This is a genomic window from Micromonospora sp. NPDC004704 (assembly GCF_053601675.1).
This window is the reverse complement of record NZ_JBSGCD010000053.1, coordinates 17,791-33,683: the sequence shown is the minus strand read 5'-3', so window position 1 is coordinate 33,683 and position 15,893 is coordinate 17,791. Positions and strand designations below refer to the sequence as shown.

General features: G+C 70.6%; 17 protein-coding genes and 1 tRNA gene. 4 read left to right on the top strand and 14 right to left on the bottom strand.

Annotated elements, in window-relative coordinates:
* From ACWEFB_RS36250 to ACWEFB_RS36210, 9 genes are all read right to left on the bottom strand, one after another.
* Positions 1–323: GTP-binding protein (locus ACWEFB_RS36250; protein ID WP_452291438.1), on the bottom strand; the 323-nt coding region annotated here is incomplete at its 3' end.
* The gene (gene cysD, locus ACWEFB_RS36245) at positions 323–1,234 is read right to left on the bottom strand and encodes a sulfate adenylyltransferase subunit CysD (protein WP_452292774.1); all 912 of its coding nucleotides are present in this window, start codon (positions 1,232–1,234) and stop codon (positions 323–325) included. The genes ACWEFB_RS36250 and cysD, both read right to left, overlap by 1 nt.
* Positions 1,235–1,312: 78 nt before the next feature.
* On the bottom strand, positions 1,313–2,152 hold the full coding sequence (locus tag ACWEFB_RS36240) for an inositol monophosphatase family protein (RefSeq protein ID WP_452292769.1): 840 nt from the start codon (positions 2,150–2,152) through the stop codon (positions 1,313–1,315).
* Positions 2,153–2,275: 123 nt separating this feature from the next.
* On the bottom strand, positions 2,276–2,866 hold the full coding sequence (gene pth / locus ACWEFB_RS36235; protein WP_452292768.1) for an aminoacyl-tRNA hydrolase: 591 nt from the start codon (positions 2,864–2,866) through the stop codon (positions 2,276–2,278).
* Positions 2,867–2,943: 77 nt separating this feature from the next.
* Positions 2,944–3,630: a 50S ribosomal protein L25/general stress protein Ctc gene (locus ACWEFB_RS36230; protein WP_452292767.1), complete on the bottom strand. Its 687-nt coding sequence runs from the start codon at positions 3,628–3,630 to the stop codon at positions 2,944–2,946.
* A gap of 266 nt (positions 3,631–3,896) precedes the next feature.
* Entirely contained in the window at positions 3,897–4,877 is a 981-nt protein-coding gene (locus ACWEFB_RS36225) for a ribose-phosphate diphosphokinase (RefSeq protein WP_326562497.1), read from the bottom strand.
* A gap of 49 nt (positions 4,878–4,926) precedes the next feature.
* Complete coding sequence (gene glmU / locus ACWEFB_RS36220) at positions 4,927–6,507, bottom strand: bifunctional UDP-N-acetylglucosamine diphosphorylase/glucosamine-1-phosphate N-acetyltransferase GlmU (protein WP_452292766.1); 1,581 nt, start codon at positions 6,505–6,507, stop codon at positions 4,927–4,929.
* A 67-nt stretch (positions 6,508–6,574) separates the two neighbouring features.
* Positions 6,575–6,646, bottom strand: a tRNA-Gln gene (locus ACWEFB_RS36215).
* A gap of 16 nt (positions 6,647–6,662) precedes the next feature.
* The gene (locus tag ACWEFB_RS36210) at positions 6,663–7,529 is read right to left on the bottom strand and encodes a helix-turn-helix domain-containing protein (RefSeq protein WP_452292765.1); all 867 of its coding nucleotides are present in this window, start codon (positions 7,527–7,529) and stop codon (positions 6,663–6,665) included.
* A 153-nt stretch (positions 7,530–7,682) separates the two neighbouring features.
* On the opposite strand from ACWEFB_RS36210, the gene ACWEFB_RS36205 reads away from it, so the two are divergent.
* Positions 7,683–8,654, top strand: coding sequence for an acyl-CoA desaturase (locus ACWEFB_RS36205; RefSeq protein ID WP_452292764.1), 972 nt, complete (start codon positions 7,683–7,685; stop codon positions 8,652–8,654).
* Positions 8,655–8,706: 52 nt separating this feature from the next.
* Complete coding sequence (locus ACWEFB_RS36200) at positions 8,707–9,393, top strand: TetR family transcriptional regulator (protein ID WP_452292763.1); 687 nt, start codon at positions 8,707–8,709, stop codon at positions 9,391–9,393.
* A 36-nt stretch (positions 9,394–9,429) separates the two neighbouring features.
* On the opposite strand, the gene ACWEFB_RS36195 is transcribed toward ACWEFB_RS36200, so the two are convergent.
* The 5 genes from ACWEFB_RS36195 to rsmA form a co-directional block, all read right to left on the bottom strand.
* Positions 9,430–9,906, bottom strand: coding sequence for a DUF4383 domain-containing protein (locus ACWEFB_RS36195; RefSeq protein ID WP_452292762.1), 477 nt, complete (start codon positions 9,904–9,906; stop codon positions 9,430–9,432).
* Positions 9,907–10,019: 113 nt separating this feature from the next.
* Positions 10,020–10,478 (bottom strand): DUF4383 domain-containing protein, encoded by a 459-nt coding sequence (locus ACWEFB_RS36190; RefSeq protein ID WP_452292761.1) that lies wholly within the window; start codon positions 10,476–10,478, stop codon positions 10,020–10,022.
* 106 nt (positions 10,479–10,584) lie between these two features.
* Complete coding sequence (locus ACWEFB_RS36185) at positions 10,585–12,429, bottom strand: ABC-F family ATP-binding cassette domain-containing protein (RefSeq protein ID WP_452292760.1); 1,845 nt, start codon at positions 12,427–12,429, stop codon at positions 10,585–10,587.
* Positions 12,430–12,534: 105 nt separating this feature from the next.
* Positions 12,535–13,488, bottom strand: a complete 954-nt coding sequence (locus ACWEFB_RS36180; RefSeq protein WP_452292759.1) for a 4-(cytidine 5'-diphospho)-2-C-methyl-D-erythritol kinase — start codon at positions 13,486–13,488, stop codon at positions 12,535–12,537.
* An 87-nt stretch (positions 13,489–13,575) separates the two neighbouring features.
* Positions 13,576–14,445 (bottom strand): 16S rRNA (adenine(1518)-N(6)/adenine(1519)-N(6))-dimethyltransferase RsmA, encoded by an 870-nt coding sequence (gene rsmA / locus ACWEFB_RS36175; protein WP_326562488.1) that lies wholly within the window; start codon positions 14,443–14,445, stop codon positions 13,576–13,578.
* 206 nt (positions 14,446–14,651) lie between these two features.
* On the opposite strand from rsmA, the gene ACWEFB_RS36170 reads away from it, so the two are divergent.
* Complete coding sequence (locus ACWEFB_RS36170; RefSeq protein WP_452292758.1) at positions 14,652–14,789, top strand: hypothetical protein; 138 nt, start codon at positions 14,652–14,654, stop codon at positions 14,787–14,789.
* On the top strand, positions 14,789–15,889 hold the full coding sequence (locus ACWEFB_RS36165) for an Lrp/AsnC family transcriptional regulator (RefSeq protein WP_452292757.1): 1,101 nt from the start codon (positions 14,789–14,791) through the stop codon (positions 15,887–15,889). The genes ACWEFB_RS36170 and ACWEFB_RS36165 overlap by 1 nt, the downstream gene beginning before the upstream one ends.
* Positions 15,890–15,893: the final 4 nt, after the last annotated feature.

The following is a 15,893-nucleotide window of genomic DNA, read 5'->3' as shown; positions in this document are numbered from 1 at the left end:
CCGGGGGTGTCGGCGATGATGAACTTCCGCCTCGGCGTGGCGAAGTACCGGTACGCCACGTCGATGGTGATGCCCTGCTCCCGCTCCGCCCGCAGACCGTCGGTGAGCAACGCCAGGTTCGTGTACTCGTCCCCCCGCGCGGCGGAGACCGCCTCGACCGCCGCCAGCTGGTCGGTGAACAGCGACTTCGTGTCGTAGAGCAGCCGGCCGATCAGGGTCGACTTGCCGTCGTCGACACTGCCCGCAGTCGCGAAACGCAACAGGTCCATCGCCCGACCCTCGACCGGCCCGGTCTCGGTGACGGTGACCGCCGTGGTGCTCATCAGAAGTAGCCTTCCCGTTTGCGGTCTTCCATCGCGGCCTCACTGACCCGGTCGTCGCCCCGGGTCGCCCCACGCTCGGTGATCCGGGTCGCGGCGACCTCCTCGATCACCAACTCCACGGTGTCGGCGACCGACCGGACCGCCGCGGTGCAGGAGGCGTCACCGACCGTCCGGTACCGCACCAGGGTCACGAACGGCTCCTCCGACCCCCGGGGCGCGATGAACTCGTTCACCGCGTACAGCATCCCGTCCCGCTCGATCACCTCACGCTCGTGCGCGTAGTAGATCGACGGTAACGACAACTGTTCCCGGGCGATGTAGTGCCAGATGTCGAGCTCGGTCCAGTTCGACAACGGGAACACCCGGATCGACTCACCCGGATGATGACGCCCGTTGTACAACGACCACAACTCCGGCCGCTGGTTCTTCGGATCCCACTGCCCGAAATCGTCCCGGAACGAGAACACCCGCTCCTTCGCCCGGGCCTTCTCCTCGTCCCGACGCGCACCCCCGAACAACGCGTCGAACCGGTACTTCTCCACCGCCGCCAACAACACCGGCGTCTGGATCCGGTTCCGCATCCCGTCGGCGGACTCCCGTACGAGGCCGGACTCCAACGCCTCCGGCACACTCGCCACCACCAACTGCAAACCCAGCTCCGCCACCCGCCGGTCCCGGTAGTCGAGAACCTCGGCGAAGTTGTGCCCGGTGTCGACGTGCATCACCGGAAACGGGATCCGGGCCGGCGCGAACGCCTTCTGCGCCAACCGCAGCATCACGATCGAGTCCTTGCCACCCGAGAACAGCAGCACCGGGCGTTCCAGCTCGGCCACCACCTCACGCATGACGAAGATGCTCTCCGCCTCGAGCGCGTCCAGATGCGACACCCGGTACGCCGCCGTGCCGTTCATGCCGCGCGTCCGCTGCATCCGCCGCCACCCATGCGCATTCCAGACCTTTCCGGTCGGTCAAGCCGAGAAAACTGGTGCCTAGGCTACCCGGAGATGCCGCCGCAGCGCTGCCAGCAGCCGGGTCGCAAGATCTTTCCGGCAGACCACCAGGTCCGGCAACCGGGGATCGGCCTCGTTGTATTTCAACGCAGAACCATCGATTCGGGAAGCGTGCAGCCCCGTGGCCGTCGCCACAGCCACCGGCGCGGCCGAGTCCCACTCGTACTGCCCGCCCGCGTGCACGTACGCGTCGACCTCACCACTGATCACCGCGGCGATCTTCGCGCCGGCCGACCCCATCGGCACCAACTCCGCACCGACCTCGTCCGCCAACTCGGTCAGGAACACCGGCGGCCGACTCCGACTCGCCGCCAACCGGATCGTCCGCGCGCCCGGCGCGGTCGCGGACAGCAACGTCATCGGGGGGTACGCCGGCGGATGGTCCGTACCCAGCACCCGGTGCTGGGCCGGCAAGGCCACCGCCCCGCCGACCAGCCCGTGCTCGCTCGTCGCGGTACGCGCCCAGAGCGCCACGTGCACCGCCCAGTCCGACCGGCCCTCCTCGGAGAACTCCCGCGTCCCGTCCAGCGGATCGATGATCCACACCCGGTCGGCGGTGATCCTCGGCGGCGCCGCCGGACCCAGATCGGCGGACCAGGCCCGCCGCGCCCCGTCGTCCTCTTCGGAGAGCACCGCGTCCGCCGGCCGCCAACGGGCCAACTCGGTACGGAGCAGATCGTGCGAGACCTTGTCCCCGGCAGCCTTGAGCGCCCCCGGATCCGCGTGCCCCAACTCGGTCCGCAACTCCATCAGCGCATCCCCGGCCCGGGCCGCCAACCAGCGGGCGAAGGCACCGTCGATCACCGGCGGCGTGGCCATCAGCGGACTCCCGGAGTCAGGGCGGCTTCGGGAGCCACAACACACACGATCACTGACCGCCTCCTCGCTGACGGAACCCGCCTCCCCACCCTCTGCGGCACACTACCGCCGACCTCGCGGTGGTCAGGCGCTGTGGTACGCGTTTTGCGTCCACTCCACTCCCCGGAGGATGACCGACTCCACCACATCGGCCGCCCGATCCACCAGAAAGTCCAGCTCCTTGCGCTCCACCGGGGAGAAGTCCGAGAGCACGTAGTCCGCCGGATCCTGCCGCCCCGGCGGTCGCCCGACGCCGACCCGTACCCGGACGTAGTCCTTCGTCGCCAGCGACTTCGACATCGACCGGAGCCCGTTGTGACCGCCCTCGCCCCCACCGACCTTCACCCGGAGCTGCCCGTACGGAATGTCCAGCTCGTCGTGGACCGCGATCACCTGCACCGCCGGCACCTTGTAGAACTGCGCCAGTGCCACCACCGGACCACCGGAAAGATTCATGTACGTCAGCGGCTTCGCCAGCACCAGCTTCGGACCGTCGAAGCCCAGCCGCCCCTCGGCGACATCGGCCACCGCCCGCTTGTGCCGGCCGAACTTCGCCCCGATCCGGGAAGCGATCAGGTCGGCGACCATGAACCCGACGTTGTGCCGGTTACCCGCGTACTCCCGGCCGGGGTTGCCCAGCCCGGCGACCAGCCACGGCTCCGCCTCGTCCGCCACACCCGTCTCCCCTGCGTGTCAGCAGTACGGAACAGGCGCCCCCGACCTCGTCGGGGGCGCCTGCGTCACGACATCGATCAGGCTTGGGCCGGAGCCTCGGCCTCGTTCGCCTCGGCGGTCTCGCCCTCGGCGGCTTCCTCGCCCTCGGCAGCCTCCTCGGCTTCCTCGGCCGGCGCCTCCTCGACAACCCCGGCACCCTCGGCCTCGAGCTGCTCGGCGGTCGGCGCACCGGTGATCACCACGAGCACCTGCTCCGGGTCGGCGATCAGCTCGACGCCCTCGGGCAGCTTCACGTCACCGGCGGTGATCTGCGAACCGGCACCCAGTCCCTCGATCGAGAGGTCGAGGTGGTCCGGGAGGCGGGTCGCGTCGGCGCTCACCGAGAGCGTGTCGATCTGCGGCATGACCAGGGTGTCGCGGGCCGCCTCACCGACGAGCTGCACCGGGATTTCCACGGTGACCTTCTCGCCCCGGCGGACCAGGAGCAGGTCGATGTGCTCGAAGGTGTCCTTGATCGGGTCACGCTGGATCGCCTTCGGCAGGGCGAGCGCCTGGGTGCCGTCGCTCACGTCGATGGCGAAGAGCTGGTTCGCGCCGCCACGGCGGATCGCCGCGGCGAACTCACGCGCGGGAAGCGCGATGTGCTTGGGGGCCTCACCGTGGCCATACAGCACGGCTGGCACCTTGCCTGCCCGACGGGTACGACGGGCACCACCCTTGCCGAACTCGGTACGGGGCTCGGCGCTGATCTTTACCTCGGACACGGGGAAACTCCTGATATCGTCGCTACGGCGGAACGTCGGCTGGCGGTGCTGGGGCGAGGGGCTCGCTGGGGCTCTTGCGTGCAGAGCACTGCCCGGAGCACCGCGTCGATGACGGAACCTCCGTGCGGCGCTTCTGTCAGCGGCCCGCTGGGCACCCTCGCCGTGGCAACCGCACTATCCTACCCGAGGTCGAGCAAAGCATTCAGGCGGTACCCCGGGTAACCGCGCCGACGCCCTGACGAGCACCGGCGCGGACCGGATCCGGCCTAGCTCAGACCACCGAAGAGCGTGGTCACCGAGCCGTCGTCGAACACCTCGCGGATCGCCCGGGCCAACAGCGGAGCGATCGACAGTACGGTGATCTTGTCCAACTGCTTCTCCGCCGGCAGCGGCAGCGTGTTGGTGACGATCACCTCGCTGATCCGGCTGTTCTTCAACCGCTCGGTCGCCGGGTCGGACAGCAGCGCGTGGGTCGAGGCGACGATCACGTCCGAGGCGCCCGAGTCGTACAGGATGTCCGCCGCCTTGCGGATCGTCCCACCGGTGTCGATCATGTCGTCCACGATCAGGCAGACCCGGTCCTCCACGTCACCGACGACCCGGTTCGCCACCACCTGGTTCGGCTTCATCGGATCACGGGTCTTGTGGATGAACGCCAGCGGGCAACCACCCAACCGGTCCGTCCACCGCTCCGCGACCCGTACCCGGCCGGAGTCCGGCGCGACCACCGTCATCGGCCGCCCGGCGTACTGGCGCTCGACGTACTCGGCCAGGATGTCCATCGCGAACAGGTGATCCACCGGCCCGTCGAAGAAACCCTGGATCTGTGCGGTGTGCAGGTCGACGGTGAGGATCCGGTTCGCACCCGCGGTCTTGAGCAGGTCCGCCACCAGCCGGGCCGAGATCGGCTCCCGCCCCCGGTGCTTCTTGTCCTGCCGCGCGTACGGATAGAACGGCAGGACCACGGTGATCCGCTTGGCCGAACCGCGCTTCAGCGCGTCGACCATGATCAACGTCTCCATCACCCACCGGTTCACCCCGTGCGTGACGGACTGGACGACAAAGGCGTCCGAACCACGTACCGATTCCTTGAACCGTACGAAGATCTCGCCGTTGGCGAACTCGTACGAATCGGAGGGCGTGGGCGCCACTCCGAGTACCTCGCCGATCTCCTTCGCCAACTCCGGGAAGCCCCGCCCGGAGAAGAGCATCAGGCTCTTGCGGTTTTCGGCGACGATGCTGCCCATCGGCTCGTCTGCTCCCGTTGGTCGGTGGTTCCCGGCGGTGGACCAGGGACTATTCGGTTGCAGTATCTCCCTTGGCCGGGCCGACGCCACCCGCATCGGCCGCCGCGTGGATTGCCTCACCCTGGCTTGCGCCGTCGGCACCGGACAGTGCGCGTTCCGCCGCTGCGACCTGGGCCCGTTCCGCCGCCTCCGCCGACCGGGTACCGGCCCGTCGACGGGCCACCCAACCCTCGATGTTGCGCTGCCGGCCACGGGCCACCCCGAGCGCGCCCGGGGGCACGTCGGAGTCGATCGCGCTGCCGGCCGCCACATACGCACCCGCGCCGACCTCGACCGGGGCGATCAGGGTCGTGTCGCAACCGACGAAGGCCGCCTCGCCCACCGTGGTGCGGTGCTTGGCCACCCCGTCGTAGTTGACGAAGATCGTCGCCGCGCCGATGTTGGCCCTCGCACCGATGGAGGCGTCACCCACGTACGACAGGTGCGGCACCTTGGCGCCGGCACCGACCTCGGAGTTCTTCACCTCCACGAAAGTACCCACCTTGGCCTGTTCGGCAAGCCGGGCGTCCGGCCGCAGGTAGGCGTACGGTCCGACGCTCGCCCGGTCACCGATCACCGCGCTCACCGCGTGGCTGCGCAGTACGGTCGCACCGGCGCCGACGCTCGTGTCGATCAGAGTCACATCCGGGCCGACCACCGCACCGGCACCGACCGAGGTCGCACCGCGCAGCTGGGTGTTCTGGTCCACCACCGCGTCCCGGTCGAGGGTCACCGTGACGTCGATCCAGGCGGTGGCGGGATCGAGCAGGGTCACCCCGGCGCGCATCCAGCCGGAGTTCACCCGGTCGCGCAGCAGCTGCCGCAGCGCCGCCAGCTCGACCCGGTCGTTGCACCCGAGGGTCTCGGTGGCGTCCGCGGCGACGTGCACGACCACCGGCTCACCGGTGGCGGCGAACAGCCCGAAGACGTCGGTGAGGTATTCCTCGCCCTGGTCGTTGTCGGTGGACAGCTTGCCGAGCGTGTCCCGCAGCCGGGCCGCGTCGAAGGCGTAGATGCCGGCGTTGATCTCCCGGATGGCGCGCTGCGCGGGGGTCGCGTCGCGCTCCTCCACGATCTGCTCCAGTCGCCCGACCTCGTCCCGGACGATCCGGCCCAGGCCGGTCGGGTCGGGCACCTCGGCGGCGAGCACGGTCGCTGCGGCACCGGCCGTCTCGTGCGCCTCGACCAGCGCGGCCACGGTCTCCGGCCGGAGCAGGGGGGCGTCGCCGTTGATCACGATCACGGTGCCGGCCCGGTCGGGGGCGGCGTCGAGGGCGATCCGGACGGCGTGCCCGGTGCCACGCTGCTCGGCCTGGAGGACCGCGTTGGCGTCGGGGGCGACCTCGGCCAGATGCCCGGTGACCTGGTCGGCGCCGTGTCCGACCACGACCAGGGTGTGGTCCGGGGCCAACGGCGCGGCGGCGGCCAGCACATGACCGACCAACGTACGGCCGAGCAGTGGGTGCAACACCTTGGGCAGTGCCGACTTCATCCGCTTGCCCTCGCCTGCGGCGAGGACGACTACGGTGCGGACGCGGGGCTGGGACACGAGGGAGCTCCCGTCAGAACGGTTGGCAGTCTGCGGCCCCATGCTAGCCGCGCCACCGGAACCGGTCGCGGGGTTCCCTTGAACCGAACGAAACGGACTAAGGGAACAGCTCGGCCGCTAGGACTCGAACCTAGAAAATCGCCTCCAAAGGGCGACGTGTTGCCAATTACACCACGGCCGATCGTGACGCGTTCAGCCTAACCCGAGGCCACCTCCCGGGTGAAGCCAGCGGGCGTCACTCCAGCCACAGTGCCAGCTATCAGTCCTTCGATCCACACATATAGTTCCCGCGCCCGCGGCACCCGGACGACCAGACAGCCGTGGTAGCCGGCGCCGGTGTTGCGCCTGTTCGTCTTTGGCTTGTGCCGCTTGATCTGAGGCGCCCCGAACAACGCCTGCTCGATCCCCAGCCGCTCGGCCCACCACCGGCCCGCGGCGGCCACGTCCGCGGTCTCGTGGATGCTGAGCCGGTAACGCAACTCGGCCCGGCTCCTCCCGGTCGCCTCCACGAATCGCAGGAAGAGTTCCACCAGCCGAGGATCGCTGTTCACGAAGGCCAGTTCGTACTGCTTACGGTGGGGTTTGTTCTTGGCACCCTCACACCAGTACATGATCGCGCCGACCAGCATCAGCTCGCGCAGGTTGAGGTCACCGGTCCACTGCTGCGCCCGCAGGCGCAGCGCGTCCTCCTGGTCCGCAACCGCATCCCGCCGCCGCTCCGCCTTCGTCGCCCGGAGCAGGTTCGCCCCCGCATGCCGCTCCTTCACCTGCGGCGAATCAGGGTCGAGCGGCAGGTGCCGGACCCACTGGTAGGCGGTGGACTTGGCGACGCCGAGTTCGGTGGCGATGTCGGTGACCGACCAGCCATCCTTCCGCAACCGCACCGCCCGGTCGCGCAACTCGTCCTTGGCGTTCGGCCGCCGGGTCCACTCCGGTGCCGGGACGCCACGCAGCAGCCCGTACAGCCGGTCTTTGCCGATGCCCAGGCGGGCCCGGATCTGGGCCACGGAAAGGCCCTCGACGGTACGCAGCCGCCGGGCCTCGGCGGCGAGATTGTCGGTCATGAGCAGCAAGTTAGTACGTGTGTGCGACAGGTTTCGTCAAGACCCCGTAGGGAACTGCCAGGAACGCACCCATGGCGAGTTACGGGAGCGTAGGTTACGGTGACGTAGGCGTAAGTTACCGATCTCGTCCCCGTCTCCGCCCAGCGAGGTGCCATGTCGACCACCCTGACCGGACCGCCCACGGAAGCCACCGAAAAGGGCCCGAAGCCGCTCACCGAAGGTAAGCAGCAGACAGGCATCCTGATCGCCCTCTGGTCCTTTGTGATCGTGCCGTTCATCGCCCTGATCGCCGCCGTTCCGGTGGCCTGGGGCGGTTGGCTGACCTGGACCGACGTCGCGATCGCCGCGGTCTGGTACGTGGTCGCCGGGATCGGGATCACGGTCGGCTTCCACCGCTACTTCACCCACGGCTCGTTCAAGGCCAAGCGGTGGCTGCGGGTCACCCTGGCGGTCGCGGGTTCCTTCGCGGTCCAGGGCAACATCACCCAGTGGGTGGCCGACCACCGCCGCCACCACGCCTTCTCCGACGTGGAGGGCGACCCGCACTCGCCGTGGCGGTTCGGCGAGAGCGTCTGGGGTCTGACCAAGGGTCTCTTCTTCGCCCACATGGGCTGGCTGTTCCACCGCGAGCTGTCCAACCGCGAACGGTTCGCCCCGGACCTGCTGGCGGACAAGGACATCAGCCGGGTCGACCGTCTCTTCCCGCTGCTGGTGGGCATCTCGCTGCTCGCCCCGGCCGCCATCGGTGGCCTGGTCACCTGGTCGTGGCAGGGCGCGCTGACCGCGTTCTTCTGGGCCGGTCTGGTCCGGGTCGGGCTGCTGCACCACGTGACCTGGTCGATCAACTCGGTCTGCCACGTCTACGGGGAGCGCCCGTTCGAGGTGCGCCAGGGTGACAAGGCGTCGAACTTCTGGCCGCTCGCGATCCTCTCCTTCGGCGAGAGTTGGCACAACCTGCACCACGCCGATCCGACCTGCGCCCGGCACGGGGTGCTGCGCGGTCAGGTGGACATCTCGGCACGGGTGATCTGGATCTTCGAGAAGACCGGTGCGGCTTTCGACGTACGGTGGCCGAAGCCGGAGCGGATCGCGGCGAAACTGGTGAAACCGGCCGCGTCGCAGTGACCGCGCCGCGGCGGGCACCCTTCCGGGACCTGCCACCTGGCAGGATGGCCGGGTGACAGAGAGCCCGAGCAGCAGCGGGGGCAGCGGGCGTGGGCGACCGCCGGCGGCGCCGACCAAACCATCTTCCCGGGTACGGATGTCAGCGGCGCAACGCCGCGAGCAACTGATCGCCATCGGGCGACAGATCTTCGCCGAACGGGGTTTCGACGCCACCTCCATCGAGGAGGTGGCGTCGCGGGCCAAGGTGTCCAAGCCGGTGATCTACGAGCACTTCGGCGGCAAGGAAGGCCTCTACGCGGTTGTGGTCGACCGGGAGGTCCGGGCACTGCTGGACCGGGTGGCCGCCGCACTGACCGCCGGTCATCCCCGCGAGTTACTGGAGCAGGCCGCGTTGGCGCTGCTGAGTTACATCGAGGAGGAGACCAGCGGGTTCCGGGTGCTGGTACGGGAGTCGCCGGTAATGTCGGCGACCGGGAACTTCAGCAGCGTGCTCAACGACGTCGCGCACCAGGTGGAGCACATCCTGGGCGCGGAGTTCAAGAGCCGTGGTTTTGACCCGAAGCTGGCCGAGCTGTACGCGCAGGCGCTGGTCGGCATGGTGGCCCTGACCGGTCGGTGGTGGCTGGAGGTACGCAAGCCGCGCAAGGAGACGGTGGCCGCGCACCTGGTCAACCTGGCCTGGCACGGGCTCTCCCACCTGGAGGCGAAGCCGACCCTGCTGACCGGCCGGGGGCGTTGACGTTCTGGTCCCCGGCCGGGGCACGCCAGACCGGCGTCAACCGGGTGAGGTTTCGGATGACGCGGTCCGCCGGTAGCGCCGTTCCTCCTCGGCGTGCTCCGGTGGTCCGATCTTGTCGTAGAGGCCGGTGGCGAGCGTGATCAGGCCGAAGATCAGCGACACCACGACGGTGGCGACGGAGAAGTTGAGGATGTTCGCGTCGGTCTGGAGCACGCTGAGCATGACCAGTCCGACGACGAGGAAGACCACCCCGGCGGTCAGGTTCATGAAGTGGCCGAGGTTGCCCCGCAGGGATGCGCCGATCATGATCACGATCCCGAAGGCCACCGACACCAGCGAGAACGCCAGGTTGGTACGCAGACCGAGGGCGTAGTTGCCTTCGCGGGCGAAGAGCGACTCGCCGGCGGTCTCGACGATCCCGAAGATCCCGAAAATCAGGATGTAGAGGCCGACGAGTCCGGAAATGACCCGGTAGAGCGTGCGCGCCGGGTGGTTGATGGGGATGTGCGCCACCGACTTCTCCTCCCGTACGGGTGATGATTCTTCCGAATTGTCACCCAGATGAGGAGGCGGTTTCCGGCGAACACGGATCAGCCCCGGTCAGCGCACCCGGCGCCCGTCCCGGTTCAGAGGACCAGGCGCCCGTCCCGCCAGGCCTGTGCCTCGTCCTCGGAGCCCACCCGGCCGTACATGCCGGCCATCAGCAGGACCAGCCCGACGAGCATGGTGACCACGACTCCGGCGATGCTGAAGTTGAGGTAGTTGGCGTCCGTACGGATCACCGCGAGGCCGGCCAGGCTGACCACCATCAGCAGGTAGCCGAACCACTTGTTGACCGCGGCGTCGATGTTGCGGCCCAGGCCGGTGGCGATCAGGACGATCATGCCGAGGACCACGGCGAGCACCGAGTGGCCGAGGTTGGTGCCCTGGCCGAGCACCGTGGTGGTCTCGTCCTGGGCGAACGCTTCACTGCCACCGGTCTCGATGAGGCCGAGGACACCGAAGATGACCAGGTATAGACCGGTCAGGCCGCCGATCGCCCGGTAGATCGGGCGCGCGGGGTGGTTGACGGGGTTGTGGGCCATAGTCGTAACTCTCCAACGCCGTGCCGGTGGGGGTCGTCAACCATTGTCCCGCATGCGGCGGTGTGACGCCGCACACGCCCGGCCCCCACCGCCGGGGCGCCCGACGTCAGGACCCCGGCACCTGCTCCGCGAGGGACAGCCAGCTCTCCTCGATCTGCTCCCGCTCGGCCCGTACGGCGCGCAGTTGGCCGTCCAGCTCGGCGACCTTGGCGTAGTCGGTGGCGTGCTCGGCCATCTGGTCGTGCAGCGCCGACTCGCGCTGGTCCAGTTTGCCGATCTGCCGCTCCAGCTTGCTCAGTTCCTTCTTCGCCACCCGTACCTCGGCGGCGCTGAGCTGGGGCGTACCGGCACCGTCGCCGTTGCCGCCGGACCCGTTGCCGTCCACCGGCGTGGCGGTCGTGGAGGCGATGGTCGTCGTCGCGGGCCGGCGGCCCTGGCCCGCCTCGGCGCGGGCGAGGTACTCGTCGACGCCGCCGGGCAGGTGGATCAGCCGGCCGTCGCCGAACATGCCGTAGACCACGTCGGTGACCCGTTCGATCAGGTACCGGTCGTGGCTGGCCACGATGATCGTGCCGGGCCAGGAGTCGAGCAGGTCCTCCAGCGCGGCCAGGGTGTCGGTGTCGAGGTCGTTGGTGGGCTCGTCGAAGAGGAGCACGTTCGGCTCGGCGGCGAGCAGCCGGAGCATCTGCAACCGGCGGCGTTCACCACCGGAGAGGTCCCCGACCGGGGTCCAGAGTCGACGGTCGTCGAAACCGAACACCTCGGCGAGCTGCGAAGCGCCCAGTTCCCGGTCGCCGAGTACGACCCGCCGGGCCACCTCCTCGACCGCTTCGAGCACCCGCAACTGGTTGGGCAGCTCGGAGAGTTCCTGGGAGAGGAACGCCGGCCGTACGGTGGAACCGGTGTTGATCCGGCCCTTCTCCGGTTCGCGTACGCCGGCGAGCAGGCGCAGCAGCGTGGTCTTGCCGGCCCCGTTGGCGCCCACGATCGCGATCCGGTCGCCGGGTCCGACCTGCCAGGTGAGGTCGTCGAGGATCAGTTTCGGTCCGGCCATCAGGGTGACGTTCTCCAGGTCGTACACCTGCTTGCCGAGCCGGGAGGTGGCCATCCGTTGCAGCGACATGGTGTCGCGCGGCGGTGGCACGTCGGCGATCAGCGCGTTCGCGGCGTCGATCCGGAACTGGGGCTTCGAGGTACGGGCCGGCGGTCCCCGGCGCAGCCAGGCGATCTCCTTGCGGAGCAGGTTCTGCCGGCGGGCCTCGGTGGCGGCGGCGACCCGTTCCCGTTCCACCCGGGCCAGCGTCCAGGCGGCGAACCCGCCCTCGTAGGCCCGTACGGTCTGGTCGCCGACCTCCCAGGTGGTGGTGCAGACCGCGTCGAGGAACCAGCGGTCGTGGGTGACGACCACGAGTGCTCCCCGGCGGTTGACCAGGTGTCGGGCGAGCCAGTCGACCCCGGCCACGTCGAGGTGGTTGGTCGGTTCGTCCAGGATCAGCAGGTCGGCGGTGCGGACCAGGAGCGCAGCGAGCGCGACCCGGCGCCGTTCACCGCCGGACATCGGTCCGACCGGCTGGTCCAGCCCGAGGTACGGCATGCCGAGCCCGTCGAGGATGCCCCGGACTCCGGCGTCGCCGGCCCACTCGTGTTCGGCGCCCATGCTCTGGTCCAGCCAGGCGGTGCCGAGCACCACGTCCCGTACGGTCGCCTCGGCGTCCAGGTTGAGGGTCTGCGGCAGCCAGGCGACCCGCAGGTCCCGGCGGTGGGTCACCCGCCCGTTGTCCGGTTCCTCGATCTTGGTGAGCAGGCGGAGCAGGGTCGACTTGCCGGCCCCGTTCAGCCCGACGACGCCGATCCGGTCGGCGTCGTCGAGGCCGAGGGACACGTCGGTGAGCAGTTGCCCGGCCGCGCCATAGCCCTTGGACGCCCGGTCCAGGTTGACGATGTTGGCCACGAGCCCACCTTCCATGATCAAAGGCGCCCCGGGTGCCGGTCGGGCCGGCACGAGGGGACGCCTGGAGTAGTTCAAGCCTACGCGGGTGGCGGACCCGTCGGCCGGTCAGATCACGCGGGCACCGGGAACCGGGCCGGTGGCCGTACGGGCGGCGCGGCAGACCCCGGCGGCCTCGAGTTCGGCGGCGATCCGGCTGGCGCCGGCGGCGTCGGCCGCGAGGAAGACGCAGGTGGGGCCGGAGCCGGAGACCATACCGGCGAGCGCACCGGCGGTCTCGCCGGCCTTGAGGGTCGCCGCCAGGGCGGGGCGCAGCGACTGGGCGGCGGCCTGCAGGTCGTTGCCGAGGGTCGCGGCGAGTACCGCGGGGCTGCGCTGGCGCAGGGCGGCGAGCAGCCCGTCGGCGTTCGGCAGCGGTGGGGGTGCGGCATTGTCGGCGCGCAACCGGTCCAGTTCCCGGTACGCGGTCGGGGTGGAGAGCCCGCCGTCGGCGATCGCGACCACCCAGTGCCAGGTCGTCGGCCGGGCCAGTACGGGACTGACCGTCTCCCCCCGGCCGGTGCCGAGCGCCGTGCCGCCGAAGATCAGGAACGGTACGTCGGAGCCGAGGTCGGCGGCGATCGCGGCGAGTTGGTCGCGGGAGAGGTTGGTGCCCCAGAGCGTGTCGCAGGCGACCAGGGCGGCGGCGGCGTCTGCGCTGCCACCGGCCAGGCCGGCGGCGAGCGGGATCTGCTTGCGCAGGTGCAGCCGGGCGTGTGCGGGCACACCGGTGTGCGCGGCGAGCGCGCGGGCGGCCCGGATGACGAGGTTGTCGTCGTCGAGCGCCAGCTCGCCGGTCCCCTCTCCCTCCATGGTGAGGGTGAGGGTGTCGCCGCGCCGGGCGGTCAGCTCGTCGTAGAGCGCGATGGCGTGGTAGACGGTGTTGAGTTCGTGGTAGCCGTCGGGGCGCAGCGGACCCACCCCGAGGTGCAGGTTGATCTTCGCCGGGACGCGTACCCGGACCGGGCCGGTCGCCGCGCGCCGGGACCGTTCATCGTCGTCGGGCCGCCATGCCTCGGTCACCGGGCACGGCCCCGGACCCGTGGCGCCACCGCCGGGGTGACGTCGGGTGGGGACGGTAGGGGCCTCGTCGACAGCACGGGCGTCAGCCTACTCGGCACGTTCGGGGTCGGTCGGGGCCGACGCGGCGATGGCGGCGAACTGCTCGACGGTCAGCGCCTCGCCCCGGGCGCCGGGGTCCACGCCGGCCGCGATCAGCGCCGCCGCGGCCCGGTCCGCGCCACCGGCCCAGCCGGCGAGCGCGGCGCGCAGGGTCTTGCGGCGCTGCGCGAAGGCCGCGTCCACCACCGCGAAAACCTTCTTCCGGGGTACGTCGGTGCGGGGCGGCTCCCGGCGGGTGAAGGCGACCAGGCCGGAGTCGACGTTCGGCACCGGCCAGAAGACGTTCGGCGGGACCTTGCCGGCGCCCCGCGCGGTCGCGTACCAGGCGAGTTTCACCGACGGGATGCCGTACGTCTTCGAGCCCGGACCGGCGACCAACCGGTCGGCGACCTCCTTCTGCACCATCACCAGTCCCTGGCGCAGGGTGGGCAGTTCGGCGAGCAGGTGCAGGACCACCGGCACGGCCACGTTGTACGGCAGGTTCGCGACCAGCGCGGTCGGTGCCGGCTCGGCCAGCTCGGCGGCGGTGATCCGCAGCGCGTCGGCGCGGTGCACGGTCAACCGGTCGGCGGCGGCACCGGCCCGGTCGGCGACGGTCGCCGGCAGCGCCGCGGCCAGCGTCGGGTCGATCTCCACCACGTGTACGTGGGCGGCCGCCGTCAGCAGTCCGAGGGTGAGCGAGCCCAGTCCCGGGCCGACCTCCAGGGCCACGTCGTCCGGGGTGAGTTCGGCGGCGGCCACGATCCGGCGCACGGTGTTGGGGTCGTGGACGAAGTTCTGGCCCAGTTTCTTGGTCGGCGCGACGCCGAGTCGGGCGGCCAGTTCCCGGATCTCCGCCGGGCCGAGGAGTCCGGTCATGAGGCCAGAGCCTACGGTGCGGCGTCGGGCCGCCGACCGGCGCGCCGTCGTGGCGTTTCCCGCGACCGGCGAGGTGGCCGGGGCACCGGGACGGGACCTCGGTCGGGGGTGACGGTCGGGTCCTCGGGCTGCCGCCGCCGGAAACCTACCGATCCGACACCTCGCGTACAACTCCGCTTTGCCTACGAGTTAGCCGAAAACCGGACATGGCGGCGTTGCTGACCGGCGTTCCGTACCCCACGCTGGTCACCGTGGAACGACCGAACCCGATGATCCCCGCCCGTCACGGCCGGACGATCGCGGCGCCGATCTCCGGCGCCCCGTCGACCGTCTCCCCCGCGTGATGGCTTCCGGCCCGTACGACCTCGACCCGACCGACCGGCGCATCGTCGCCGCGCTCCAGGTCAACGGCCGGGCGAGTTGGACGGAGATCGCCGCGCTGATCGGGACCTCGGTGACCACGGTGGCCCGCCGGGCCCAGCAACTGATCGCCGGCGGGCTGGTCAAGGTGGCCGTCGCGCCGCAGCCCGGTGGCGGCCCGGTCGACCTGCTGATCGTCCGGGTCCGCTGTACGCCGGGCAGTCAGCTCCCGACCGCGCGGGCGCTGGCCGCCCGACCCGAGGTCCGGTTCGTCGCCGTGCTGACCGGTGCCCACGACCTGGTCGCCGAGCTCCTGGTGCCCCGGGGGACCAGCATGCACAGTGTGCTCAGCGCGGTGCAGCGGATCCCGGGGGTGCAGGCGACCATCGCCGACCTGCTGCTGCACACGTACAAGTCGGACCATGAGTGGAGTCGCCGGCTGCTCGGGGAGGACGGCCGGCCGCCGACGCCGCCGGTGCACGACTGCCCACCGGACCACCTCGACGAGGTGGACGAACGGATCGTCGCGGCCCTCCGGCACGACGGGCGGACCAGTTTCCACGCGGTCGCGCTCGGCCTCGGGATCAGCGAGAGCACCGTACGGCGGCGGTTCGAGGCACTCCACGGTGCCGGGTGCGTACAGGTGATCACCCTGGTGCCGGCGGCGGCGCTCGGGTTCGAGGCGGAGCTGCTGTTCTGGCTCTCGGTCACCCCGGCCCGGCTGGAGGCGGTGGCGCACGAGCTCGCCGCGCTGACCGGGGTGCGCTACGTCGCGGCGACCCTCGGGCAGGAGTCGCTGATGTGCGAGGTGATCCTGCCGACCCACGCCGACGTGCTGGAGTTCACCACCCGGACACTGGCCCGGATCGACGGCGTACGGTCCTGGAGCGCCGGGGTGGAACTGCTCACCGTGAAGCGCGGTTTTGTCCTCACCCCGTGGACGGCCGGTCGCCCCGGCACCGGGCCGACCACCCGTACCACCCCCGGCACCGCCACCGACGCCGCTGCCGAGGAGGCGGTCCCCCGCCCCCGGGGAGTCCGCGGTGGACGCCGTACGCCGAGGGTGCCGGCCCGCCGCTCCTGACGCC